Consider the following 21913-nt stretch of genomic DNA (forward strand, 5'->3'; position numbering starts at 1 on the left):
TTGTCCAGATGTGTCGATATACGTAGGCATGTTGTCCACCTTGCCCGGCGGCGGGCACCGCAGACAGAACGGCGCCTTCCCTCGAGGGGAAGGCGCCGCCGTCGTTTCCGGGGGCCCGGGCGGCTCAGGCGGCCACCGGGGTCTGGCCCGCAGAGCGCTGCTCCTGCGTCGAGGTGCGCTTGGCCAGCAGCCGGTCCACACCGAACGCGCCGGAGCCGGTGAAGATCAGCAGGAACATGGCCCAGCAGTACATGGCCGCGCCCTCGCCGTTGTTCTCGATGGGCCACAGGCCCTCCGGCTGGTGGACCTTGAAGTACGCGTACGCCATCGCGCCGGACGAGATGAACGCCGCGATGCGGGTGCCGAGGCCCAGCAGCACCAGGATGCCGCCGACGAGTTCGATCACGGCCGCGTACCAGTTGGGCCAGGCGCCGGTCGCTGCGGTGCCGCCCTTGCCGTCCACGCCGCCGAGGACACCGAAGAGCGCCACGGCGCCGTGACAGGCGAACAGCAGGCCGATGACGATCCGGAACAGTCCGAGCGCGTACGGCTGGGCGCCGTTGAGGCGAGCGGTCATGTGGGGGGTCTCTCCTTCGGTTGGCCGGCGCTGGGGAGGCCGGTCGGGGACGGATACCGCGGAGTAGCCCACGTTAGGTGCGCCTAATTGATGCTTGCAAGTTCAACATTTGGCCAATGCTTTGCCTCCGGCGAGGGGTCGATCCCGGGCTCAGCCGCACGTAGAACGGCTCTGGCCACCGCGTCCGCGTCCGAAAGCGTGACCGAATCCACCCCTGGCCGAGCCCCCGCGGCGGTCACCCAGTGCACGCCTTCTGTCGGCACACCGAACGCGAACCGCCTTGTGTGTGCAACTCCTTGACGATCCATCAGACGATAGGGGCGGGGCGTGACGTCCAACCCCCCTGTCTCATAACCGTCGATGGAGTGCGGGCGGCACTGCCCGCTGCGCAACAGGCCGGCCAGAAGGGCGTCGGCGGTGTGCCGCAGGTCCGGCTCCGGCAGCCGGGCCTCTATGAGGGTTCTCACACGCACGGCCGACCCCGGCACGTCGGGGGAGTGCGCCACCCAGCCCCCGTCCTCGTCCGTCACCCGCATCCGCGGCCCGAGCACCCGCACCACCCCCGCTTCCACCAGCGCCGCGAGCTCCTCGATGCGGCGGCGCGGCGGGCCGATGGACAGGAACGCGTTGAGCGGGGTGTACCAGCGGTCGAGGTGGTCCCGGCGGGAGGCGCCGGCCAGGCCTCCGTGGTCGACGATCAGCCGCAATTCGTTGCGCAGGTCGCGCAGCACGTCCAGCGCCGCCTTCAACGGACCGCGCACATTGCCCAGGGCGGCCTGCGCGGCGTCCTCGCGCAGATACGACAGCAGCCAGTCGTCCCACGCGCCGCGATGCCCGAAGTCCCGCCCGGTGTACGGGCGGGAGATCCGCTCCCAGCTCCACCGGTCGGCGTCCGGCACCCCGAACTCCGTCGGCAGCGCCGCCTCCTGGGGATCGCCGTGCGGGAGAGCGAGGAAGCGGTCGGTGAACTCCCGCTCGCGCCCCGCATCCGCCGCGGCCCGCCGGATCAGCGTGCCGTAGTAGACCGTCTCGACCTCCTTCGCCACCAACGGCCATATCTCCGCCAGGAAGTCGGGCGCCTCCCCGGAGTCCGCGCGCTTGCGGAACCCGGCGATCACCTCCGGGGTGAGGACGAGCGGGACGTGCCGGCCGTACGGCCCCTTCGCGTTGTCGCCGCGTGCTTGGTACGGGACGCCCCGCCGGGAACCGGCGAAGAGCCGCGGCTCACGGCCGGAGGGCAGATACCGCAGGCCCTCGGCGTCCCGTACGAAACGGCCGCCCCGGCCGGTCGTCAGCAGGGCCGTGTGGTCGAAGAAGTTGAGGCCGAGGCCGCGCAGCAGCACGGGCTCGCCCGGGGGGACGGAGGACAGGTCGACATCGGCCGGGTTGGCCGGCGGGACGTGACGCAGGCCGTGCCGCGCCGCGTGGGCCGCGTACCGCAGCAGATCCGGGCCGGCGGTCCTCGGCAGATGCCCCTGGGCCAGCACCACCGCGGACAGGCCGGCCAGGGTGCGGCCGTCGTCGAGGGTGAGGGCCTGGCGGTCGCCGGGGGCGTCTTCGAGGCGCACGGCGCGCGCCCGGTGGGTCTCGACCCGTACGGACGGCGGCGCTTGCCGTACCACCTCGGCGAACACCCACTCCAGGTAGCGGCCGTAGTCGGCCCGGGTCGGGTACTCGTCCGGGCCCAGCCCGCCGCCCGCCCACTCGTGCAGGCTCGGACCCGGGCGGATCGGGCCCGAGCAGTCCACGCTGTCGTCGGTGAACAGGGTCACCTGGCAGGCCACGGTGTTCATCAGCAGCTCGGGCGACTGGGCGGTGCGCCAGACGCGGCCGGGGCCGGGCGGGTCCGGGTCGATCACGTGGACCGTCAGCCGGACGCCGGGCGGCAGGAGTTCCGGAGCGGAGGCGCACAGGCGTTCCAGGACGCTGGTGCCGCGCGGCCCGGCGCCGACCAGGGCGACGGAGACGCCCGCGGGTCCCGTGGCCGGTCCGGGACCCGAGACCGGCACGGATTCCTGCGTTTCCGGGCTTTCCGGGCTTTCCGGGCTTTCCTCGGTTTCCTGGGTTTCCTCGTGCGACGCAGACAAGGGTGGGACTCCCGGGCGTGGGGGGCGCGTTCGGCGGTCCGCCGGGCAGGAAGCGGACGGTCCGCCTCATCATGCCGTCGCCGGGGAGGGACACCGGGGTTCGTGGGGAAGGATTGACGGTCGCTGTGGGATGCCTCACGAGCATCGTGGGACATCCCGAGCACAGCGCGACAAAGGGGTGGAACGGTCGGGTTACGGGGCAAGCTCCGAATCCAGCAACGTCGTCAGGCGGGGTCCGGCCCCCTCGCGGGCCTTGGCGTGCTCCAGTCGCAGCCGGGCGGAGCGGCCGCGCAGGGTGAGGGTCATGAGCTGGTTGCCGAACCAGGGGCCGCCCGTCTTGCGCCAGCCGACCGGCGGGCTCGGGAGCCGGCCGTGCCGGGCCAGGGCGCGGCCGAGGCTCCGCGCCATCGCGCTCCAGCCGATGCGGAAGGCCAGCCGCATCGACAGCGGCACCGAGTTGTGGACGGGGGAGCAGACGAGCTGCACGACCCGGGCGTCCGGGCTCCGGCCGGGCCACGTGGGCTCGGCGATGTAGGCGTGGTGCACGTCCCCGGACAGTACGCACACCGTCGCCGGCGCGTCCGGCCCCGAGCCCGCCTCGGCGATCAGCTCCGCCAGCCGCGCGAAGGACTCGGGGAACGCCGACCAGTGCTCCAGGTCCGCGGCGCGCCGCACCTTCTCCCCGAACCGCGCCCAGCGCTCGCCGCGTTCGCCGCCGCACAGCGCCGCGTTCCACCCCTCGGCGTCGTGCACCAGGTGCGGCAGCAGCCAGGGCAGCGAGGTGCCGATCAGGAGGTGGTCGTAGGACTCGGTGTCCCGCACCTGCTCGCGCAGCCAGGCCTCCTCGCCCGGGTCGAGCATCGCGCGCTCGTCCTCGGCGAGGACCCGGGCGGCCCTGCTGTCCACCATCACCAGGCGTACCCGCCCGAAGTCGCGCCGGTAGCTCCAGCGGACCGTGGCCGCGTCGGCGTCGGCCCGGGAGGCGAAGGCGCGCAGTACGTCGGTGCCGTCGGGGGTCTTGCACACCTCCTCGTACACCGGGTCGGCCGCCAGCTCCTCCAGGGAGAGGTTGCCCAGGTGCTGGTGGACCCAGTACGACATCAGGCCGCTCAGCAGCCGCTCCTGCCACCAGCCGGTGGAGCGCATGTCGGTGAGCCAGGAGGCGGAGGTGTTCCAGTCGTCGATCACGTCGTGGTCGTCGAAGATCATGAAACTGGGCACGGTGGACAACAGCCAGCGGATGCGCGGGTCGAGCCACGACTCGTAGTAGAGGTGGGTGTACTCCTCGTAGTCGGCGACTCCGCTGCCCGGCCCCTCCTTCAGGTCGCGGCGGCCCGCAATCCAGCGCTGCGTCGAGTCGGAGGTCTCGTCGGCGTACACCTGGTCGCCGAGCAGCAGCAGGACGTGCGGCCGCTCGCCGTCGGGGTCGGCCGCCAAACGGGTGGCGAGGGCGTCCAGGGCGTCCGGGCCGACGGGATCGTCGCCGCCCGCCGGCGGGGAGGCCCAGCGGCAGGAGCCGAAGGCCACGTCGAGGGCGCCCTCCGGGCCGGGCGCGTGGATCGCCGAGGGCGGGAAGGGGGAGCCGGGCAGCGGCCACACCCGGGTGCCGTCGAGGAGCACCTCGTAGGTCGTGGTCGTACCGGCCGTGAGGCCCGTCACCGGGACCAGCGCGTAGTGGTGGCCCGCGATCTGGAAGCTGCGGGCCGTGCCGCCGGCGCCGTCGGCGCACCGCACCTCGGCGGTGCACGGACGGCTCGTCTCGACCCACACGGTGGCGGACGAGCCGTCGGTGTACCTCAGCAGCGGTCCGAGGCGCAGTGCGCTCATGTCGTTCCCCTTTCCGTCGCCCCGTACGGTACGCAGCGACGGAGGCCGGCGGGGAGGTCCCGACACGACATCAGCGTGTCAGCAGCTCGCGAGGTAGTTCTGCAGCGCGGACTTCTCGGCCGAGTCGACGGAGAGGCCGTAGTAGTACTTCACCTGCACCCAGGCGCGGACGTAGGTGCAGCGGTACGCCGTCCGGGACGGCATCCAGGTGGCCGGGTCCTGGTCGCCCTTGGCCTGGTTGACGTTGTCGGTGACCGCGATGAGCTGCGGGCGGGTGAGGTCGTTGGCGAACGCCTGGCGGCGTGACGTCGTCCAGGAGCCGGCGCCGGAGTCCCAGGCCTCGGCCAGCGGGACCAGGTGGTCGATGTCCAGGTCGGAGGCGGCGGTCCAGGTGGCGCCGTCGTAGACGGAGTACCAGCTGCCGCTGGTGGCGGCGCAGGAGGAGTCCTGCTGGACGTTGGTGCCGTCGCGCTCGAGGACGACCTCGCGGGTGTTGCAGGCGCCGGACTGGGTGATCCAGTGCGGGAAGAGGTCGCGGTTGTAGCCGGTGCGGTCCTCGGTCGCCACGGTGAGCGAGGCCAGGTAGGTGCGGGCGGTGGCGCCGCTCACGGGGGTGGGGAGGGCGGCGGAGGCCGTGGGGGCGCTGAACAGGGCCACGGAGGATATGAGCGCGGTGGCCGCCGCGGCGACGCTCAGTCGTCGACGCGCGTAGAACCTGGGCATGCGAACTCCCTGGGGAGAGGGGGGTGTGGCTTGCGAGCGAGGGAATGCTCGCGCTGCCGTGTGACGCACAGATGTGCGTCCGGTGAGAAGTTAGTGACGCGGCCATGACATGACAAGATTCGAGGCGGAACTTTTCACTCCGGGCGAGTCCCGTACCATGGACGGCGCAGAAGGGGAGTAGCTCTTCGCCGGACCGTCGACATACTGCTCAGCCCGCCTGAGCCGGCGCCCGGAGGCCGGTCCTTTCCCGGACCTGCCAGCGAGACCTTCGGCAGAGCAGTGCACGCCCGTGCCGTCCCCCGGCACGGGTACCGATGTGCTGCCGTGCCGAGGTGTCGCGTGCGAAGGTCCAGCACTCTCGGTGGGGCAGCCCCGACCGATTGAGGAACCCTTGATCAGCCTGACCGTGACGGCCGTCGTCTTCGGCGTCGTCTTCCTCGCGGAACTCCCGGACAAGACCGCCCTCGCCGGGCTCGTCCTCGGCACCCGCTACCGCGCCTCCTACGTCTTCGCCGGGGTCGCCGCCGCCTTCGCGCTGCACGTCGCGCTCGCCGTCGCGGCCGGCAGTGTGCTGACGCTGCTGCCGCAGCAGATCGTGCAGGCCCTCACGGGCGTGCTCTTCCTGGGCGGGGCCGCGGTGCTGCTGCTGAAGAAGAGCGAGGACGAGGAGGAGGTCCGCAGGCCGGAGAACCAGTCCTTCTGGAAGGTCTCGGGCGCCGGCTTCATGCTCATCCTGGTCGCCGAGTTCGGTGATCTCACCCAGATCATGACGGCGAACCTGGCCGCCCGCTACGACGACCCGCTCTCCGTCGGCCTGGGTGCGGTGCTCGCGCTGTGGGCCGTGGCCGGGATCGGCATCGTCGGTGGGAAGGCCCTGATGAAGAAGGTGCCGCTGCGGCTGATCACGCAGATCGCGGCGCTGGTGATGCTGGCGCTCGGGCTGTGGAGCCTGTGGGAGGCCGTGACCGGATGACCCGGGCGGGCTGAACGGGGCGTGAATGTCCGGTGGGGGCCCTGGCGCAAAGCCCGGCTTGTTTTGTATCGTGGAGAAACAAAGTGGCCTCCGCCCGTTTTCCCTGACCGGCGGGCGGGGCCGCCTTGTCCCCCCGGGGCGTGCCGGTCGCGATCCGTCCTCAGCCCCTCTCCCGCGCTGGAACGCGCCCGAGCCTTGGAGCTGCCGATGACGGCCACCGCCGTGCTCACCGCCCGCGCCCTCCTTCTGGACATGGACGGCACCCTCGTCAACTCCGACGCCTCGGTCGAGCGGATCTGGCGGCGCTGGGCCGAGCGACACGGGCTGGACGGGGACGAGGTCATGAAGGTCGTGCACGGCCGGCAGGGCTACGCCTCCATGGCGCTGCTGCTGCCCGAGCGGCCGATGGAGCAGAACCACGCCGACAACGCCCGGATGCTCGCCGAGGAGACGGCCGACACCGACGGTGTCGTCGCGATCCCCGGGGCGCCGGAGTTCCTGGCCTCGCTGCGGGGTCTGCCGCACGCGCTGGTGACCTCCGCCGACGTGCCGCTCTCGACGGCACGGATGGCCGCGGCCGGTCTGGAACTGCCCGTGGTGCGGGTGACGGCGGAGTCCGTCGGGGCGAGCAAGCCCGACCCGGAGGGCTTCCTGAAGGGCGCCGCCGAGCTGGGGATCGCCCCCGCCGACTGTGTGGTGTTCGAGGACTCCGGAGCCGGTATAGCGGCCGGTCGCGCCGCCGGGATGACGGTGGTCGGCATTGGTCCCCGGGCTGCGGCCCACGAGCCGGACGTGGTGGTCGAGGACCTCACGCGGGTGCGGGTGGAGCCCGCGGGCGACGGGACGATCCGCCTGCACATCGGGTGAGCTCCGGCTGCCCGTGTCACCGCCCGGCTCACCCGGAGGGAGAAGGCGAGCGCATCACATGGGCAGCGATCACGCGCGCGCACTCCAGGGACTCGGTGTGTGTCGTGTCCACCTCCACGTCGTAGCTCATGCCCTCGTGCACCACGCGTGCCTGTGACGCGGCCATGCCCCGCACCCGGTCTCCCCGGGCGATCTCGCGCCCCGCGGCGACCTCGCTGTCACACCGAACGCCCACCCACAGCACGGTGAGACCGGACAGGACCTTCTCCCAGCGCTGCCGGGACGCCGGGCCGCCGAGGAAGACGTCGTCGACGATGATCCCGGCGCCGGCGCGGGCCATGGCGGCGATCCCCTCGGTCCAGGCCGCGTCCAGAGCCCGGAACTCCGCGCCCACGCTCACGCCGCCGTCCGCCGCGAACGTGATCCCGCCGTCCGAGTCCCGCAGCCTCGCGGGCAGCGCGTCGACGAACGAGTCGACACCGAAGGCCGGCCACGGATCGGGCAGAACCTGTTGCAGGCACCGGACGATCCCGGACTTGCCCGAGCTCGAACCGCCGTTGAGAACGATCACCTGAGTAGTCACGGCGTCACGGTAGGACGCCCGGGCCGGTCACGGCTCCCGGGTTTCCGACTCCAGCTTGGCCCGTGTCTCCCGGTCGTAGACGCCGAGGTCGTCGGTCTGGATGCCGCGTGACCACTGGTAGGTGCGGACCGCTTCTTGGAGGCGGTCGTCGTAGGCGCCGTCGGTGTCGTCGTCGTAGAGGTACAACTGGCGCAGGCGGAACTGGAGTTCGGTGACCTCCGGGCCGCTGTCACCGAGGCGCAGGACGGTGGGGCCGGCCTTCTGGCGGGAGTTGTCCGGGGGCGCCTGCTCGGCGCCGGTCGCCGTGGCCGACGGCTGTGATGCCGACGGGGAGGGCGACTGCGACGGGCTCGCCGAGGCGCTCGGCGCGGACGGCGACGGCGAGGCGGACGGGCTCCCCGTCCGGGACGGCGAAGGCCGGGGCGCCGCCGGGGCCGGGGGAGCCGCCGGGGCGCTGCCCTCCGGGAGCGTGGACGCCGCGCTGCTGGACGGGGCGTCCGGCACACTCGCGCGGATGCCGTCCGGCAGCGCGGTGTCCCGGGAGGGGCTCTCGTAGGAGAACAGCCCACTCGCGTACCCGGCCGCCGCGACGACGGCGGCACAGGCACCGGCGGTGGCGAGCAGCAGGGTGCGCCGCCGTCGCCCGGACCTTCGCGCACCGCTCCCGCCCCGGTCTGCCGCGCCGCGCTCCGCCCTCCCCACGCCGTCGAACAGGCGCAGGTCGGTGACGCTCGGTTCGGTCGGGGCGGGGGCCGGGGGCGTCGGGCCCATCGAGACGGTGGCGGCCGGAAGCACGGCGGTCGCGTCCGGGTCGACCGGGCGCAAGGGCATCGTGACGCCGGCGGGGGAGGGCGCAGTGGCGGCACTCCCGGCGGGCTCCGGCTCCCCGTGCTCCGGCGAGGCGGTGACGCCCGTCGCCGTGTGCGGGGACGTAGGGGCGGTGCCCGTCCCCGCGTGCCGGGGCGCGGCTCCTTCGGCCGTCGGCCCGCGGCCCTGGGCAGGCGATGCCTCGGCGGGGCGGGGCCCGGAGCCGCCGTCCGTGTGGGGGGCGCTGGTGGTGTCCTCGGCCGCGTCGCCCGGGGGCACGACCGGCGTCGTCCTCGTGGCGGGGTCGATCTCCACGTACGGGCGGATCCGCAGCGGGTCGAAGTCCTCCGCTGCCGCCGCCTGGGCCGTGCGGGCGTCGTGCAGGGCCTCGGCGACTCGGTGTGTGCAGGCGCAGGCAGGGGTGTTGTCCCGCTGTCTGGGCGCGCCGCACTCCGGGCACGGGTGGCCGTTCGGCGGTTCCACGCGTTCCTCCCTCCCCTCGCGAACTCCAGAGATTATCCAGATCTTCTCCACAGTGCGGTCGAGGAGCCCCCGGAAGCGCGGCTTCCAAAAGGGCCCGGCAGGCCATAACAGGTCACAGCGGTCACGATGGAAAACATCACAGGAGACGCGGGAGGTCGGATGGCCGAGGACGGGAACGCCACCACGCTGACGCCCCAGGGCACGGCCCCCCGGGAGCAGGTGCCCGGGAACGTCCTGGTCTCCATCGGCGCCCTGCTCCTCGGCATGCTGCTCGCCGCCCTCGACCAGACCATCGTGGCGACCGCCCTGCCCACGATCGTCAGCGACCTCGGCGGACTTGATCACCTGTCCTGGGTGGTCACCGCGTATCTGCTGGCCGCGACCGCCGCCACCCCCCTGTGGGGCAAGCTCGGCGACCAGTACGGGCGCAAGAGGCTCTTCCAGACGGCGATCGTGATCTTCCTGGTCGGATCCGCGCTGTGCGGCGCCGCACAGGACATGGGCCAGCTGATCGCGTTCCGGGCCCTTCAGGGGCTCGGCGGCGGCGGGCTGATCGTGCTGTCCATGGCCATCGTCGGCGATCTGGTGCCGCCTCGGGAACGCGGCCGCTACCAGGGCCTGTTCGGGGCCGTCTTCGGCGCGACCAGCGTGCTCGGACCGCTGCTCGGCGGCCTGTTCACCCAGCATCTGAGCTGGCGCTGGGTGTTCTACGTCAATCTGCCCGTCGGCGTCGTGGCCCTCGCCGTGATCGCGGCCGTCCTGCACATCCCGCGCCGGGCGCGACGGCATGTCATCGACTACCTCGGCACCTTCCTCATCGCCGCCGTCGCCACCTGCCTGGTGCTGGTCGCCTCACTCGGCGGGTCGACCTGGGCGTGGGGGTCCTGGCAGATCGTCGGCCTCGCCGTGCTGGGCGCCGTCCTCGCCGTCACCGTCGTGGCCGTCGAGCGGCGGGCCGCCGAACCCGTCCTGCCGCTCAAGCTGTTCCGCGTCCGCACCTTCACCCTCGCCGCCGTGATCAGCTTCGTCGTCGGGTTCGCCATGTTCGGCGCCATGACCTATCTGCCGACCTTCCTCCAGGTCGTGCAGGGCGTCAGCCCGACCATGTCCGGTGTGCACATGCTGCCGATGGTGCTGGGCCTGCTGCTGGCCTCGACCGCCTCCGGGCAGATCGTCAGCCGGACCGGCCGCTGGAAGGTCTTCCCGATCGCCGGCACCGGCATCACCACGCTCGGGCTCCTCCTGCTCCACCAGCTCGACGAGCACAGCTCCACCGCCGAGCTGAGCGGCTTCTTCTTCGTCTTCGGGCTCGGGCTCGGCCTGGTGATGCAGGTGCTCGTGCTCATCGTGCAGAACGCCGTCCCCTACGAGGACCTCGGCGTGGCCACCTCCGGCGCGACCTTCTTCCGCTCCATCGGCGCCTCGTTCGGCGTCGCCGTCTTCGGCACGGTCTTCGCGGGCCGGCTCGGCGATCAGCTCACGGACGCCTTCCGGGGCGTCCAGCTCCCGCCCGGCATCTCCGTGGACACCCTCAAGGCCGACCCGCGCGGCATCGCCGCCCTGCCGTCCGGCCTGCGCCCACCGGCCCTGCACGCCTACGCCGTCTCCATCACGGACGTCTTCCTGTACGCCGCCCCCGTCGCGCTCCTCGGCTTCGTGCTGGCCTGGTTCCTGAAGGAGGACCGGCTGCGCGGCTCGGTCACCGCACCCGACGCCAGCGAGACCCTCGCCAGCAACCCCGTCGAGCGGTCCTCGTACGACGAGGTGTGCCGGGCGCTGTCGGTGCTCGGCACCCGTGCGGGGCGGCGCGAGATCTACCGGCGGATCACCGCCCGGGCGGGCTACGACCTGCTGCCCGCGACGAGCTGGCTGCTGCTGCGGATGCGGCGCTACGGCTCCGTCGAGCCGGGCGTGCTCGCCGACACCATGCCCCTGCCCATCACCGTGATCATGGAGGCCGCCCGGCAGGCCGAGGAACGCCGCCTCGCCGTGCGCCGGGGCGTCGACATGGTCCTGACCGAGGAGGGGCGTGAGGTCGCCGACCGGCTGGCCGGGGCCCGCGAGGAGTCCCTCGCCGAGCTGCTCGGCGACTGGTGGGGGCCGGACAGGCCGGCCGACCTGGAGCAGCTCGTGCGCGAACTGAACGGCGAACTGTGCGGATCGCGGCGCGAGCGGCCCTACCGGGTGCGCTCGTCGCAGGAGCCGGTCTGAGGGCGGTCAGCCCCTGCCTTTCGCAGGAGCCGGTCTGAGGGCGGGTCAGCCCTGCTCTTCGCCGGATCCGGTCTGAGGGCGGCCCAGGTCCTTGCTGAACCAGTGCTCCGCGTACCGGTCGTCGTTGTGCGGTCCGGTCTCCGTGTAGCCGAGGCGGGCGTAGAGGGCGCGGGCCTCGACGAGATCGCCGCGGGTGTCGAGGATCATCCGGGTGGCGCCGAGCGCGCGTGCGGCGTCCTCGGCGGCCCGGACCAGGAGCGGGGCGCCACCCCGGCCGCGCATCACCTCGTACAGGAACACCCGCTTGAGCTCGGCGGTCGCGCCGTCCAGCAGTCGTACGCCCGCGCTGCCGGCCGGCTCACCGCCGTACCGGGCGACGAGCAACCGGCCGCCGGGCGGCGCGAGATCGGCACCCGGCTGGGCTGCGATCTCCCGTTCCAGTTCGGCGGGGTCGGTCCGACGCCCCTCGTGCAGCAGGTACCAGCGGTCACTGACCTCGGTGTAGTACGCCCGCCACAGAGCGGCGGCGACCGGGGAGTCGTACGGTTCCTGCGTCACGGTCCACATCACGGACCGCATTCTCCGCAGCCGCCCCCTCGGACACGCAACCGAATACTTCCGGCCACGTGTTGCGCCCCGGGTGCGGCCGGGAGCCGTTTGGGGACGGGCTTTGGGGACACCCGACGGGCGAACCGGCTCGCGAGGAGAGCCGGTTGGGCCGAGAACCCGGAAGGCATTCATGTCCACTGGCCTGATCATTGCTCTGATCGTGATCGCGGCGGTCGTCATCATCGCGGCCGTCATGACCCTGCGCGCCCGCGGGCCTCGGCGCGGCCCGAGCCTGAAGCGGCGCTTCGGACCCGAGTACGACCGGGCCGTCGCCCGGCACGACGGTGACGCCAAAGCGGCCGAGCGCGAACTGACCGCACGCGTGCAGCGCCACGGCGACCTGCGCGAGCGGTCGCTGGAGCCGGCGCAGCGCGAGCAGTACGAGGCGCGCTGGACGGCCGCCCAGGAGCGGTTCGTCGACTCGCCGCGCGAGGCCGTCGCCGAGGCGGACCGGCTGCTCGCCGAGCTCGCCGGTGTCCGCGGCTTCCCGGACGGCGGGCAGTACGAGGAACAGCTGGCCGCGCTGTCCGTGCACCACGCCCACCACGTGGACGGCTACCGGCGCGTGCACCGTGCGGCGCACCTGCGTGCGGAGGACGCCCGCGACGGCGGCCAGGGTACGGAAGACATGCGTGAGGCCATGGTGGCGGCCCGCGCCCTGTTCGAGGAGCTGGTGAAGCCGGCCCGCCACGACGGCGGCGGCCACACCGGCGGACGGCACGACAGCGGCCGCGAGCGCGCCGCTCTGAACGGCGGCCGCAAGGCCCCGGCCCGTGGCGGGCACCTGCCGTGGGCGATGAACCGACGTCAGGCGAAGGAGAGTTGAGGGCAATGACCGACATGACCCGACCGCCCGGCGACCAGACGCCGGCCGCCCCGGACGCCCGCGGCGAGAGTGCGCTGGGAACCGGCCGCCGCACGACCGCACCGGACACGGGCCGTCACGAGACCGCCCGGGGCGCGGAACAGCCCCCCGGCTCCGGCTCCGGCCTCGGAACGGACCGCGGCACCACTCCCGGGCCCGAGGCCGGCCGCGGCGTCCCGCACGGCACCGACGCGGACCGCGCCGTGGCGCACGGCACCGATGTGCCCGGCACGGACCGGCGCGCGGACCGGCCCGACGCGGACCGGTACGACACGGACCCGCATGACGCGGACCTGCTGGGGTCCGGAGCACCCCGCGGTGACCACGGCACCGGCTCCGACAAGGCCGGCCCCGCCAAGAACCGGGCCCACCTCCTCGCCCACGAGGAGTGCGACAAGCTCGGCTCGCAGCTGCAGCACGCCGTCGCCGGGTTCGTCGACGGGCCCCGGTCCGCCGTCGAGGAGGCCGACCACGTCCTGGAGGAGATCGCGGCCCGCTTCACCGAGGCCGTGACGCAGCGCCGCCGCACCCTGCGCCACTCCTGGCAGTCCGTCGAGGGCGGCGAGAGCAGGTCCGTGTCGTCGGCCGACACCGAGCAGCTCCGCCTGGCCCTGAAGGACTACCGCGAGCTGGCCGAACGGCTGCTGCACGTGTGAGCCGGGGGACCCCCCCGGTCAGTGATCCGCCCGGCGCTCCCGCCACTGCCGTACGACGTCCTCGACGTCGTACGGCTTCTTTCCCAGCGGGGGGCCGGGCGGCGGCTTGAACATCATGTCGCGGATCTTGACGTTGACCTCGTCGATGATCTTCCGGACGATCCGCTCCGAGGGGGCCGCGAGCGCGGCCTCCAGCGCGTCCTCCGCCTCCTTGCGCAGAGCCAGCGCCGGCGGGAGGACGGAGAAGCCCTCGCGGGCCATCTTCCGCTTGACCCACCACAGTTCGTCGTAGGTGCTCTCGACGTCAGCGGGGAGCGGCGCGCCCGCGCCCGGCAGCCGGTCGAACTCCCCGCGTGCCTCCGCGTCACGGATCTGCTTGTCGACCCAGGACTCGAAGTCGACGCCCGGTGGCTTTCGCTCGGTCATGAGTTCATTGTGCCGGACACCGCGTGGCCGGGCGTTTTATCATGCGGCGGGCCCAGAACCTGGCCGGCCCACCAGGACGTCTCAGGAGGAGCGCACGTGCTCGAACTCACCATGGCCACCGTCGCGGAGGCGGAGGCGGGCGCCACGGCCGGCATGCTCATGGCCGACGCGTCCAGCGAGCCGGGCGCGGTGCTGCGGGTGGGCCGCGACAAGTCCGTGTGCCGGCTGAGCACGCCGGACGACTGGCTGTTCGTCTCCCGCGTCCACCTGGAGTTCCTGTGCGGGCCGGAGGGCACCTGGCAGGTGACCTGGCTGCGCGGCTCCCAGCCCGACCCCTCCTCAGAGGTACGGCTGATGATGGGGGAGTACGCCCAGCCCCTGACCTACGGCGGCACCGTCCCACTGCCCCGGGGCGGCAGCGGCGAGATCATCATCCAGGACCGCACCGCCCCGCGCAGCGTCAACGTGGGCTTCTACCACGAGGTCTGACGGCGGGGCCTCAGGCCAGCACGCGGGCCAGTGCGAACCCGTCGTAGCCCTTCATCCCCACCGTCTGGATCGCCGTGCCGCTCAGCCTCGGGTGGGCGGCGATCAGCTCGATCGCGGTGCGGGTGCCCGTCACGTCCGGGGCGGTGCTGTCCGCGTCGACGACCCGGCCGCCCCGTACGACGTTGTCGAGGACGATCAGGCTGCCCGTGCTGGTGAGTCTGATCGCCCACTCCACGTAGTGCGGGTTGTTGGCCTTGTCGGCGTCGATGAAGACCAGGTCGAACGGGGGCGGGTTCTCGTCGGCCAGCTTGGGCAGCGACTCCAGGGCCGGGCCCACCCGCACCTCGACCAGCTTCTCCAGCCCGGCGCGCGCGATGTTGCGGACGGCGACCTCGGCGTGCCGGGGGTCGTACTCCAGGGAGACCAGCCGCCCGTCGGCGGGCAGGGCGCGGCCCAGCCAGATGGTGCTGTAGCCGCCGAGCGTGCCGATCTCCAGGATGTGGCGGGCGCCCTGGATCTGGGCCAGGAGCTGGAGGAGCTTGCCCTGGTTGCCGGCGACGTTGATGTGCGGAAGCCCGGCGGCGTCGCTGTCGCGCAGGGCGGCCGCCAGGGCTTCGTCGTCCGGGGCGAGGTGGGCGGTGAAGTAGGCGTCGACCTCGTCCCAGACGTGCGACTCGCTCATGCACCTCTACCTTTCGTCAGCATAGTTAGCATCCCTAACTACTGGCGCTGACGAAGATAGTTGGTGCGCGGGTCGCTGTCAGCGGGATTTCACTCGGCGTGTCGGCCCGCCACCGAGGGCGCCGAACCGGGCAGGGGACGCCCCGCCGACTCCGCCATGCGCCACACCGCGAAACCGCCGACCACGGCCGCGGCCATCATGTAGTACGCGGGCATCATCATGTTCCCGGTCGCGCCGATCAGGGCCGTGACCACGAGCGGGGTGGTCCCGCCGAACAGGGACACCGAGACGTTGAAGCCGATCGACAGCGAGCCGTAGCGGACCTTCGTCGGGAACAGCGCCGGCAGCGCGGACGGCATCGACGCCGTGAAACAGACCAGCAGCATGCCGAGGGCGCCCATGCCGAGCGCGACGGCGAGCAGGCTGCCCTGGCGGATCAGCAGGAGGGCCGGGACGGACAGCAGCAGGAAGCCCGCACAGCCGGTGGCGATGACGGGGCGGCGGCCGACCCGGTCGGTCAGCGCGCCGGCGAACGGCTGGGCGATCATCATCACGGCCATCACACCGAGGACGACCAGCAGGCCGTGCGTCTCGTCGTAGTGGAGCTGGCCGGTCAGGTAGCTCGGCATGTACGACAGCAGCATGTAGTCGGTGACGTTGAAGACCAGCACCAGGCCGATGCAGAGCAGCAGCGCGCGCCACTGGCCGGTGACCATCTCGCGCAGCGGCGTCTTCGGGCGGTTGTTCTCGGCCTTCTCCGCCTCGGCCGCGAACGCGGGGGTCTCCTCCAAGCGCATCCGGAGGTAGAGGCCGATGATGCCCATCGGGCCCGCGACCAGGAACGGGATGCGCCAGCCCCAGGAGGTCAGGTCGTCGGCGGAGAGCAGTGCGGTCATGATCGTGACCAGGCCGGCGCCCGCGATGTAGCCGGCGAGTGTGCCGAACTCCAGCCAGCTGCCGAGGAAGCCGCGCCGCTTGTCGGGGGCGTACTCGGCGATGAACGTGGAGGCCCCCGCGTACTCGCCGCCGGTGGAGAAGCCCTGCACGAGGCGGGCGACCAGGAGCAGGATCGGCGCGCCGACACCGATCGTCGCGTACGACGGGATCAGACCGATCGCGAAGGTGCCCGCCGCCATCATGATCATGGTCAGGGCGAGGACCTTCTGGCGGCCCACGCGGTCGCCGAGCGGGCCGAAGACCATGCCGCCGAGGGGGCGGACCAGGAAGGCCGCGGCGAAGGCGCCGAACGTGGACAGCAGCTGGGCGGTGGGGTTGCCCGAGGGGAAGAAGACCTTGCCCAGCGTGACGGCGATGTAGCTGTAGACGCCGAAGTCGAACCACTCCATCGCGTTGCCCAGCGCGGCCGCCTTCACGGCGCGCTTGACGAGCGCGGGGTCGGTGACGGTGGGGTCGGGGGTCTTCGCTTTGCGGGTCTTCACGAGAGAAGCGGGGGCGACGACTGAGGCAGTCGACAAGGCTCGCTCGCCTACCTTTCGATGGGGGCAAGGACGCGGTCCCGCGCGGCGGCGCTGTCGTACGGGCCGAATGAGCGACGATAGGCGGATTTGCTCCGCTCACGGGCGGTACGCACATCGTTGCACGCTGCACGTAAACCGACGCTGTGCAGGTGCTTCTGCCCCCTCCTCGATGGCTCCCACCTGATCTTCATGTGATCCTTATCGCTTCCCAGTGTGCAATCGCCAATGATCCGTTGCCGCCCGCGTCCTCTTCTCCGGGGTCGTGTGATCCCCATAGGGTTCGCAGGAGAATCCCCGCATTCTGGATATGTGGGATGAACTGCTGCGGAAGGCCGATGAGGCGTGGCGAAGGCGGATCACGGCGGACGACCGGCGGAAGGCTTCGGAGCGACGGCGGTCGACGGGGTCCGCACACGCCTGCGCACCACCCGCCTCGTGCTGTGGCTGATCGCCGCCGTCCTCGCCGCCCGGCAGGTGGCCGCCGTCCTCGCCACCCCGCGCGGTGAGCGGCTGACGGACCTGGAGACCTGGGTCGGGCCCAACGGTGTGCTCCATGTGAACGGCTCGCTGTACGACTCCACCCGCTTTACGGGCACGCCCTTCTCGGGCCTCGTCCTCAAGCCCCTCACCCGTTCGGCCGAACAGGCCCTCGGCTGGGGCTGGACCTTCGGCACGCTGCTGCTCGTCGTCGCCCTCGGGCTGACCGCCGCCCGCGCCCTGCCCCAGCCGGTCAGTCGCCGTACGGCACTGCTGGCCGCGCCGGTCGCCGTCAGCCTGCTGATGCTGTCCCTGCCCGTCCGCGACACCCTGTCGCTCGGCCAGACCAGCATCATCCCGGTCCTGCTCGTGCTGCTCGGCTGCTTCACCGTCCGCGGTCAGCGCACCAGCGGCCTGCTCATCGGCGTCGCGGCTGCGCTCCAGCCCACCCTGCTGCTGTTCACGCCCCTGCTGTGGTGCACCGGCCGCAGACGCGCCGCGCTCGCCACCGGCGTCACCTTCGCCGCCTGCACCGGGCTCGCCTGGGCGGCGATGCCGCACGACTCCTCCCGGTACTGGGTCCACCACCTGGCGGGCGCCGGCCTCGGCGGCCGGGCCGACGACCTCGCCAACCAGTCCCTGCACGGCGCCCTGCTCCGGCTCGGCCTGGACGGCCCCGCGGAGGTCGCGCTCTTCCTGACGCTCGGCGCGGCCGTCGCCGTCCTGGCCCTGCGCCGGGCCGTGCGCTGCTTCCGGGACGGCCGTGCGCTGCTCGCCGTCGCGATCACCGGCTGTGCCGCGATCGTCGTCTCACCCACGGCCTGGCAGCACCAGCTGCTGTGGGTGCTGCTCGCGGTCGTCGGCCGGGTGGGCACGCGCGCGTCGGACCGGTACGTGTGGCCGGTCACCGTCGTCCTGGTCATGACCCTGCCGGCCCAGCTGCTGCTGCCGGACATGGCGCTCCTGCGGCCGCTGCGCGACAACGTCGTCCTGCTGGCCGCGCTCGCCGCCGCCACCGCCGTGCCGTTCCTGTCCCGCTCCTCGCCGTACTACCGGGCGCCGCTGCCGGTCGCGTACGCGCCCGTCGCCCCTGCCCGCTTCCGGCACCTGCCGCTGCTGCCGTTCCTGCGCCGGGTCCTCAGCAGGCCCAACCTCCTGCTCGAACTGCTCCTCCTGCGCGTCACCTACGCCGCCTACTCGCAGGTCCGGCTCGCGGCCACCGGCGGCAGCAACTCGGCGGGGCGCGCCGAGGCCGAGGAGCACGGCATGCAGATCTACGACCTGGAGCGCACCCTGCGACTGGACATCGAGCACTGGGTCAACCGCACCGTCGTCGGGATCGGGTGGCTGCGGGAGTTCCTCGACCAGTACTACACGTCGTTCCACTTCGTCGTGCCGCTGACCGTCCTCGCGGTCCTCTACTGGCGCCGTCCCGGCGACTACCGCTGGGCCCGCTCCGCCCTGGGCTTCGCCACCCTGCTCGCCCTGGTCGGCTTCTGGCTCTACCCCCTGGCCCCGCCCCGTCTGATGCCGACGCTCGGCTTCGTCGACACCGTGCACGGCGTCCAGGACTTCTCCCAGCCCGACTACGGCACGCTCACGGCCCTCACCAACCAGTACGCGGCCATGCCGTCCCTGCACTTCGGCTGGTCGCTGTGGTGCGGCCTCGTGATCGCGGTGCTGGCGCGGCGGTGGTGGGTGAAGGCGCTGGGCCTGCTGCATCCGCTGCTCACCGGGGTTTCCATCGTGGCGACCGGCAACCACTGGGTGCTGGACGCGGCCGGGGGAGCGGTGGTGGTCGCGGTGGGCTTCGGCCTCACGTACCTCCTCCAGGGGCCGCGCCGCCCTGCCTCCACCGTCCGGCCGCCCGGGCGCGACCTCTCTCCGAGATGCAACTCGGTTGAGGGCCGCGCACGATGAGGAAAAGGGCCCCCTCCGTGGAGGTGATCGGAATGCGACGTGTGCTCACCGCCGTGGCGGCGCTGGCTGTTCCCCTTTCCCTTGCGGGAGCACCGGCTGTAGCCGCCTCACATGGACCTTCTGCGACCGCCGTGGTGGAACACGCCCAGGTCGCCGAGAAGTTGAACGGTCCAACAGTCCTCGTGGCCCAGGGGCCCGATGACGTATGCGACTTCACCGACAACCGGCCGACCCTTCAGCGGGGGTCGTCCGGGGCGGCCGTCCGGCAAGCCCAGTGTTACCTGAACCAGGCGATCGGCGCGGGCCTGGACGAGGACGGCGACTTCGGCCGCGTCACGCAGTCCGCGACGAGGGCCTTCCAGCAGTGTGCCGGCATCGTCGTCGACGGACGTATCGGAGCTCAGACCTGGTCGTTCCTCTCCTTCTGGGCCAACGCACCGGGGGCTCCCTTCTGTTAGCGGGCCCCGCACTCGAACCACACGGTCTTCCCGCCCTCCGACCACAGGGACACGCCCCACTTGTCGGTCATCGCGTCCAGCAGGAGCAGCCCCCGGCCGTTCTCGGACTCCGCGTCCAACCCGGTTGGTGTACGCGGCATTTCATCGCTGCCGTCCGTGACCTCCACCCGCACGCCCGTGCGCTGCCGCAGCAACAGCAGCGCGCAGCGCCGGTCCGGGACGTGCCGTACGACGTTGGCGAGCAGCTCGGTCACGCCCAGCTCCACGGCGTCCGAGAGCTCGGGCATGCGCCACTCCTCCAAGAAGGAGCGGACGATCCGGCGGATGTGCCGGGGGGCGTGTTCACCGACGGTGAGGCGCATCGAGTACTGGGCGGGAAAGTATCCGTTCACGGGACGAGGCTGACGTGTGGTGACTACTCTCGGCAACGGAACGGATACAACCCGTCCCGTGGTGGACGGGGTTGCGTGAGAGGGGCTCTGCGTGACCAACATCAACGCCCTGGACCCGGGTGCGTCCCCGCTCGACTACTACGGCTATGAGCTACGGCGGCACAGGGAGGCGGCCGGGCTGACGCAGCGGCAGCTGGGCGACATCCTCAACTACACCGGCTCGCTGGTGGGCCAGATCGAGACGGCCCGCAAGATCCCGACGCCGGAATTCAGTGAACGGGCCGACGCGGCGCTGGGAACGGACGGCATGTTCTCCCGGCTCGTCGGACTCGTGTTGCGGAGCCGGCTGCCGTCCTGGTTCCAGCAGGTGGCCGAGCTGGAGATGCGGGCCACGGAGGTCTGCTCCTTCCAGACGCACATGGTCCTCGGGCTGCTTCAGACGCAGGGGTACGCGCGGGCTGTGTTCGGCGCTCTGGACCAGACGGACCTCGAAGACCGCACGGCGGTGCGCCTGGCCCGCCAGCGGGTGTTCGAGAGGGCGGAGGCGCCGGTCTTCTGGGCTGTCCTCAGTGAAGCTGCTCTGCACCTGGAGATCGGCGGTCCGGAGGTCATGCGGGAGCAACTGGCGCACCTGTTGGCGTTCCAGAGTAATCCTCGGATCAACATTCAGGTGCTGCCGCTTTCGGTAGGGGCGCACGCGGGCCTGACAGGCTCATTCGACCTCTACCACTTTGCAGGCGACCCCACCATCGTCTACACGGAGAGCTACGGCAGCGGGCTCACGACGGCAAATCCGGACACCGTGAAGAACTGTGCGCTCCGTTACGATCATCTCCGAGCTGCCGCGCTTTCCCTCAAGGACTCGGCAAGGCTCATCCGGCGCGCGATGGAGGAACGCTATGGAGATGCAGTGGCGTAAGTCGTCCTACAGCAGTGACCAAGGCGGCCAGTGCCTCGAAGTCGCCGAAACCCCGAAGGCGACCGTCGCCATACGCGACAGCAAGACCCCGGCGGGACCGATCCTCACCCTCGACCCCGCCGCCTTCACCACGTTCGTCAACTGGACGTCTACAACCGCTGAATGATCGTGCCGGTGGCCAAACCGCCCCCCGCGCACATGGTGATCAGCGCGAACTCCTTGTCCCCGCGTTCCAGTTCGTGAAGTGCCGTCGTGATGAGCCGGGCCCCGGTCGCTCCCACCGGGTGCCCGAGCGCGATCGCGCCACCGTTGACGTTCACCTTCGACAGGTCCTGGTCGAAGACCCGCGCCCAGCTCAGCACCACCGACGCGAACGCCTCGTTGATCTCCACGAGGTCGATGTCCTTCAACGACATCCCCGCCTTGCCCAGCACGGCGTTCGTCGCGTCGATCGGGCCGTCGAGGTGGAAGTGCGGGTCGGAACCGACCAGCGCCTGGGCCACGATCCGGGCCCGGGGCCTCAGCTTCAGCGCCCGGGCCATCCTCTTCGACGCCCACATGATCGCCGCCGCTCCGTCGGAGATCTGGGACGAGTTGCCCGCCGTGTGCACCGCCGTCGGCATGATCGGCTTCAGCGCGGCCAGCGCCTCCGCCGTCGTGTCACGCAGACCCTCGTCCTTGTCGACCAGGCGCCACATGCCCTGCCCCGCGTGCTGCTCCTCCTCGGTCGTGGGGACCTGGACCGCGAACGTCTCCCGTTTGAAACGCTCCTCCGCCCAGGCGTGCGCGGCCCGTTCCTGGGAGGCGAGGCCCAGCGCGTCGACGTCCTCGCGGGTCAGGCCGCGGTGGCGGGCGATGCGTTCGGCCGCCTCGAACTGGTTGGGCAGGTCCACGTTCCACTCGTCGGGGAACGGCTTGCCCGGCCCGTGCTTGGAGCCCGACCCCAGCGGCACGCGCGACATCGACTCCACCCCGCAGGAGACGCCGACGTCGATCACGCCGGCCGCGACCATGTTGGCCACCATGTGCGAGGCCTGCTGGGAGGACCCGCACTGCGCGTCCACGGTCGTCGCGGCCGTCTCGTACGGGAGCCCCATGGTCAGCCAGGCCGTGCGTGCGGGGTTCATGGACTGCTCGCCGGCGTGGGTGACCGTCCCGCCGACGATCTGCTCGACGCAGTCCGCGGGGATGCCGGTGCGGCCGAGGAGTTCGCGGTAGGTCTCGCCCAGGAGGTAGGCGGGGTGCAGATGGGCGAGCGCGCCGCCGCGCTTGCCGATGGGGGTGCGTACGGCTTCGACGATCACGGGTTCGGCAGCCATGGGTGCGGGTCCTCTCCGGGAGGCTCAGCGGAACTAGTACGCGTTCTAGTTCTGCAAGCAGTGTGCTGAGGGCCGCTCGGTGACC

Annotated in this window: 22 protein-coding genes; 10 read left to right on the forward strand and 12 right to left on the reverse strand. The window is 71.9% G+C overall.

Annotated elements, in window-relative coordinates:
• Positions 1-124: 124 nt before the first annotated feature.
• The 4 genes from ABTX60_RS32755 to ABTX60_RS32770 form a co-directional block, all read right to left on the reverse strand.
• A complete protein-coding gene (locus ABTX60_RS32755; RefSeq protein ID WP_352100635.1) occupies positions 125-577 on the reverse strand; it encodes a DoxX family protein in 453 nt (150 codons plus the stop codon).
• Between the two features lie 83 nt (positions 578-660).
• The gene (locus ABTX60_RS32760; protein WP_352100636.1) at positions 661-2586 is read right to left on the reverse strand and encodes an FAD/NAD(P)-binding protein; all 1926 of its coding nucleotides are present in this window, start codon (positions 2584-2586) and stop codon (positions 661-663) included.
• Positions 2587-2856: 270 nt separating this feature from the next.
• Entirely contained in the window at positions 2857-4491 is a 1635-nt protein-coding gene (locus tag ABTX60_RS32765) for an alkaline phosphatase D family protein (protein WP_352100637.1), read from the reverse strand.
• Between the two features lie 78 nt (positions 4492-4569).
• On the reverse strand, positions 4570-5214 hold the full coding sequence (locus ABTX60_RS32770) for an HNH endonuclease family protein (protein WP_352100638.1): 645 nt from the start codon (positions 5212-5214) through the stop codon (positions 4570-4572).
• A gap of 391 nt (positions 5215-5605) precedes the next feature.
• On the opposite strand from ABTX60_RS32770, the gene ABTX60_RS32775 reads away from it, so the two are divergent.
• The gene (locus tag ABTX60_RS32775) at positions 5606-6187 is read left to right on the forward strand and encodes a TMEM165/GDT1 family protein (RefSeq protein ID WP_352100639.1); all 582 of its coding nucleotides are present in this window, start codon (positions 5606-5608) and stop codon (positions 6185-6187) included.
• A 207-nt stretch (positions 6188-6394) separates the two neighbouring features.
• Entirely contained in the window at positions 6395-7054 is a 660-nt protein-coding gene (locus ABTX60_RS32780; protein ID WP_352100640.1) for an HAD-IA family hydrolase, read from the forward strand.
• A 28-nt stretch (positions 7055-7082) separates the two neighbouring features.
• Here the strand turns inward: ABTX60_RS32780 and cpt are convergent, their stop codons facing one another.
• Both cpt and ABTX60_RS32790 read right to left on the reverse strand, forming a co-directional pair.
• Positions 7083-7637: a chloramphenicol phosphotransferase CPT gene (gene cpt / locus ABTX60_RS32785; protein WP_352100641.1), complete on the reverse strand. Its 555-nt coding sequence runs from the start codon at positions 7635-7637 to the stop codon at positions 7083-7085.
• Positions 7638-7664: 27 nt separating this feature from the next.
• The gene (locus tag ABTX60_RS32790; protein ID WP_352100642.1) at positions 7665-8927 is read right to left on the reverse strand and encodes a peptidoglycan-binding protein; all 1263 of its coding nucleotides are present in this window, start codon (positions 8925-8927) and stop codon (positions 7665-7667) included.
• A 159-nt stretch (positions 8928-9086) separates the two neighbouring features.
• On the opposite strand from ABTX60_RS32790, the gene ABTX60_RS32795 reads away from it, so the two are divergent.
• Positions 9087-11138, forward strand: coding sequence for an MDR family MFS transporter (locus tag ABTX60_RS32795; RefSeq protein ID WP_352100643.1), 2052 nt, complete (start codon positions 9087-9089; stop codon positions 11136-11138).
• A 45-nt stretch (positions 11139-11183) separates the two neighbouring features.
• On the opposite strand, the gene ABTX60_RS32800 is transcribed toward ABTX60_RS32795, so the two are convergent.
• Positions 11184-11705, reverse strand: a complete 522-nt coding sequence (locus ABTX60_RS32800; RefSeq protein WP_502992441.1) for a GNAT family N-acetyltransferase — start codon at positions 11703-11705, stop codon at positions 11184-11186.
• A 172-nt stretch (positions 11706-11877) separates the two neighbouring features.
• On the opposite strand from ABTX60_RS32800, the gene ABTX60_RS32805 reads away from it, so the two are divergent.
• Together ABTX60_RS32805 and ABTX60_RS32810 are read left to right on the forward strand one after the other, a co-directional pair.
• Positions 11878-12573, forward strand: coding sequence for a hypothetical protein (locus ABTX60_RS32805; RefSeq protein ID WP_352100645.1), 696 nt, complete (start codon positions 11878-11880; stop codon positions 12571-12573).
• 5 nt (positions 12574-12578) lie between these two features.
• On the forward strand, positions 12579-13268 hold the full coding sequence (locus ABTX60_RS32810; protein ID WP_352100646.1) for a hypothetical protein: 690 nt from the start codon (positions 12579-12581) through the stop codon (positions 13266-13268).
• A gap of 18 nt (positions 13269-13286) precedes the next feature.
• Here the strand turns inward: ABTX60_RS32810 and ABTX60_RS32815 are convergent, their stop codons facing one another.
• Entirely contained in the window at positions 13287-13694 is a 408-nt protein-coding gene (locus ABTX60_RS32815; RefSeq protein WP_352100647.1) for a DnaJ family domain-containing protein, read from the reverse strand.
• A gap of 96 nt (positions 13695-13790) precedes the next feature.
• Between ABTX60_RS32815 and ABTX60_RS32820 the strand changes: the two genes are divergently transcribed.
• Positions 13791-14183, forward strand: coding sequence for a hypothetical protein (locus ABTX60_RS32820; protein ID WP_352100648.1), 393 nt, complete (start codon positions 13791-13793; stop codon positions 14181-14183).
• Between the two features lie 10 nt (positions 14184-14193).
• Here the strand turns inward: ABTX60_RS32820 and ABTX60_RS32825 are convergent, their stop codons facing one another.
• Both ABTX60_RS32825 and proP read right to left on the reverse strand, forming a co-directional pair.
• A complete protein-coding gene (locus ABTX60_RS32825) occupies positions 14194-14865 on the reverse strand; it encodes an O-methyltransferase (protein ID WP_352100649.1) in 672 nt (223 codons plus the stop codon).
• A gap of 89 nt (positions 14866-14954) precedes the next feature.
• Positions 14955-16340, reverse strand: a complete 1386-nt coding sequence (gene proP, locus ABTX60_RS32830) for a glycine betaine/L-proline transporter ProP (RefSeq protein ID WP_502992440.1) — start codon at positions 16338-16340, stop codon at positions 14955-14957.
• Positions 16341-16685: 345 nt separating this feature from the next.
• On the opposite strand from proP, the gene ABTX60_RS32835 reads away from it, so the two are divergent.
• Together ABTX60_RS32835 and ABTX60_RS32840 are read left to right on the forward strand one after the other, a co-directional pair.
• Positions 16686-18740 carry a bifunctional glycosyltransferase 87/phosphatase PAP2 family protein gene (locus ABTX60_RS32835; protein ID WP_352100651.1) on the forward strand — a complete coding sequence of 685 codons (2055 nt, stop codon included), beginning with the start codon at positions 16686-16688 and terminating at the stop codon, positions 18738-18740.
• A 182-nt stretch (positions 18741-18922) separates the two neighbouring features.
• Entirely contained in the window at positions 18923-19198 is a 276-nt protein-coding gene (locus ABTX60_RS32840) for a peptidoglycan-binding domain-containing protein (RefSeq protein WP_352100652.1), read from the forward strand.
• Here the strand turns inward: ABTX60_RS32840 and ABTX60_RS32845 are convergent.
• Positions 19195-19590 (reverse strand): ATP-binding protein, encoded by a 396-nt coding sequence (locus ABTX60_RS32845; RefSeq protein WP_352100653.1) that lies wholly within the window; start codon positions 19588-19590, stop codon positions 19195-19197. The genes ABTX60_RS32840 and ABTX60_RS32845 overlap by 4 nt on opposite strands.
• Positions 19591-19681: 91 nt before the next feature.
• Between ABTX60_RS32845 and ABTX60_RS32850 the strand changes: the two genes are divergently transcribed.
• Both ABTX60_RS32850 and ABTX60_RS32855 read left to right on the forward strand, forming a co-directional pair.
• The gene (locus ABTX60_RS32850) at positions 19682-20509 is read left to right on the forward strand and encodes a helix-turn-helix domain-containing protein (protein WP_352100654.1); all 828 of its coding nucleotides are present in this window, start codon (positions 19682-19684) and stop codon (positions 20507-20509) included.
• Positions 20496-20675, forward strand: coding sequence for a DUF397 domain-containing protein (locus ABTX60_RS32855; RefSeq protein ID WP_352100655.1), 180 nt, complete (start codon positions 20496-20498; stop codon positions 20673-20675). The genes ABTX60_RS32850 and ABTX60_RS32855 overlap by 14 nt, the downstream gene beginning before the upstream one ends.
• Here ABTX60_RS32855 and ABTX60_RS32860 read toward each other — a convergent pair.
• Positions 20659-21828, reverse strand: a complete 1170-nt coding sequence (locus ABTX60_RS32860; protein ID WP_352100656.1) for a steroid 3-ketoacyl-CoA thiolase — start codon at positions 21826-21828, stop codon at positions 20659-20661. The genes ABTX60_RS32855 and ABTX60_RS32860 overlap by 17 nt on opposite strands.
• Positions 21829-21913: the final 85 nt, after the last annotated feature.

The sequence above is a fragment of the Streptomyces sp. NPDC126510 genome (assembly GCF_040302345.1).
In the GTDB taxonomy this organism is placed as follows: domain Bacteria; phylum Actinomycetota; class Actinomycetes; order Streptomycetales; family Streptomycetaceae; genus Streptomyces.

Excerpts from the sequence above, each read along its gene's own strand:
- ABTX60_RS32755 (WP_352100635.1), bottom strand. The coding sequence starts at position 577 with ATGACCGCTCGCCTCAACGGCGCCCAGCCGTACGCGCTCGGACTGTTC.
- ABTX60_RS32765 (WP_352100637.1), bottom strand. The coding sequence starts at position 4,491 with ATGAGCGCACTGCGCCTCGGACCGCTGCTGAGGTACACCGACGGCTCG.
- ABTX60_RS32770 (WP_352100638.1), bottom strand. The coding sequence starts at position 5,214 with ATGCCCAGGTTCTACGCGCGTCGACGACTGAGCGTCGCCGCGGCGGCC.
- ABTX60_RS32780 (WP_352100640.1), top strand. The coding sequence starts at position 6,395 with ATGACGGCCACCGCCGTGCTCACCGCCCGCGCCCTCCTTCTGGACATG.
- ABTX60_RS32795 (WP_352100643.1), top strand. The coding sequence starts at position 9,087 with ATGGCCGAGGACGGGAACGCCACCACGCTGACGCCCCAGGGCACGGCC.
- ABTX60_RS32800 (WP_502992441.1), bottom strand. The coding sequence starts at position 11,705 with ATGTGGACCGTGACGCAGGAACCGTACGACTCCCCGGTCGCCGCCGCT.
- ABTX60_RS32805 (WP_352100645.1), top strand. The coding sequence starts at position 11,878 with ATGTCCACTGGCCTGATCATTGCTCTGATCGTGATCGCGGCGGTCGTC.
- ABTX60_RS32810 (WP_352100646.1), top strand. The coding sequence starts at position 12,579 with ATGACCGACATGACCCGACCGCCCGGCGACCAGACGCCGGCCGCCCCG.
- ABTX60_RS32815 (WP_352100647.1), bottom strand. The coding sequence starts at position 13,694 with ATGACCGAGCGAAAGCCACCGGGCGTCGACTTCGAGTCCTGGGTCGAC.
- ABTX60_RS32825 (WP_352100649.1), bottom strand. The coding sequence starts at position 14,865 with ATGAGCGAGTCGCACGTCTGGGACGAGGTCGACGCCTACTTCACCGCC.
- ABTX60_RS32855 (WP_352100655.1), top strand. The coding sequence starts at position 20,496 with ATGCAGTGGCGTAAGTCGTCCTACAGCAGTGACCAAGGCGGCCAGTGC.
- ABTX60_RS32860 (WP_352100656.1), bottom strand. The coding sequence starts at position 21,828 with ATGGCTGCCGAACCCGTGATCGTCGAAGCCGTACGCACCCCCATCGGC.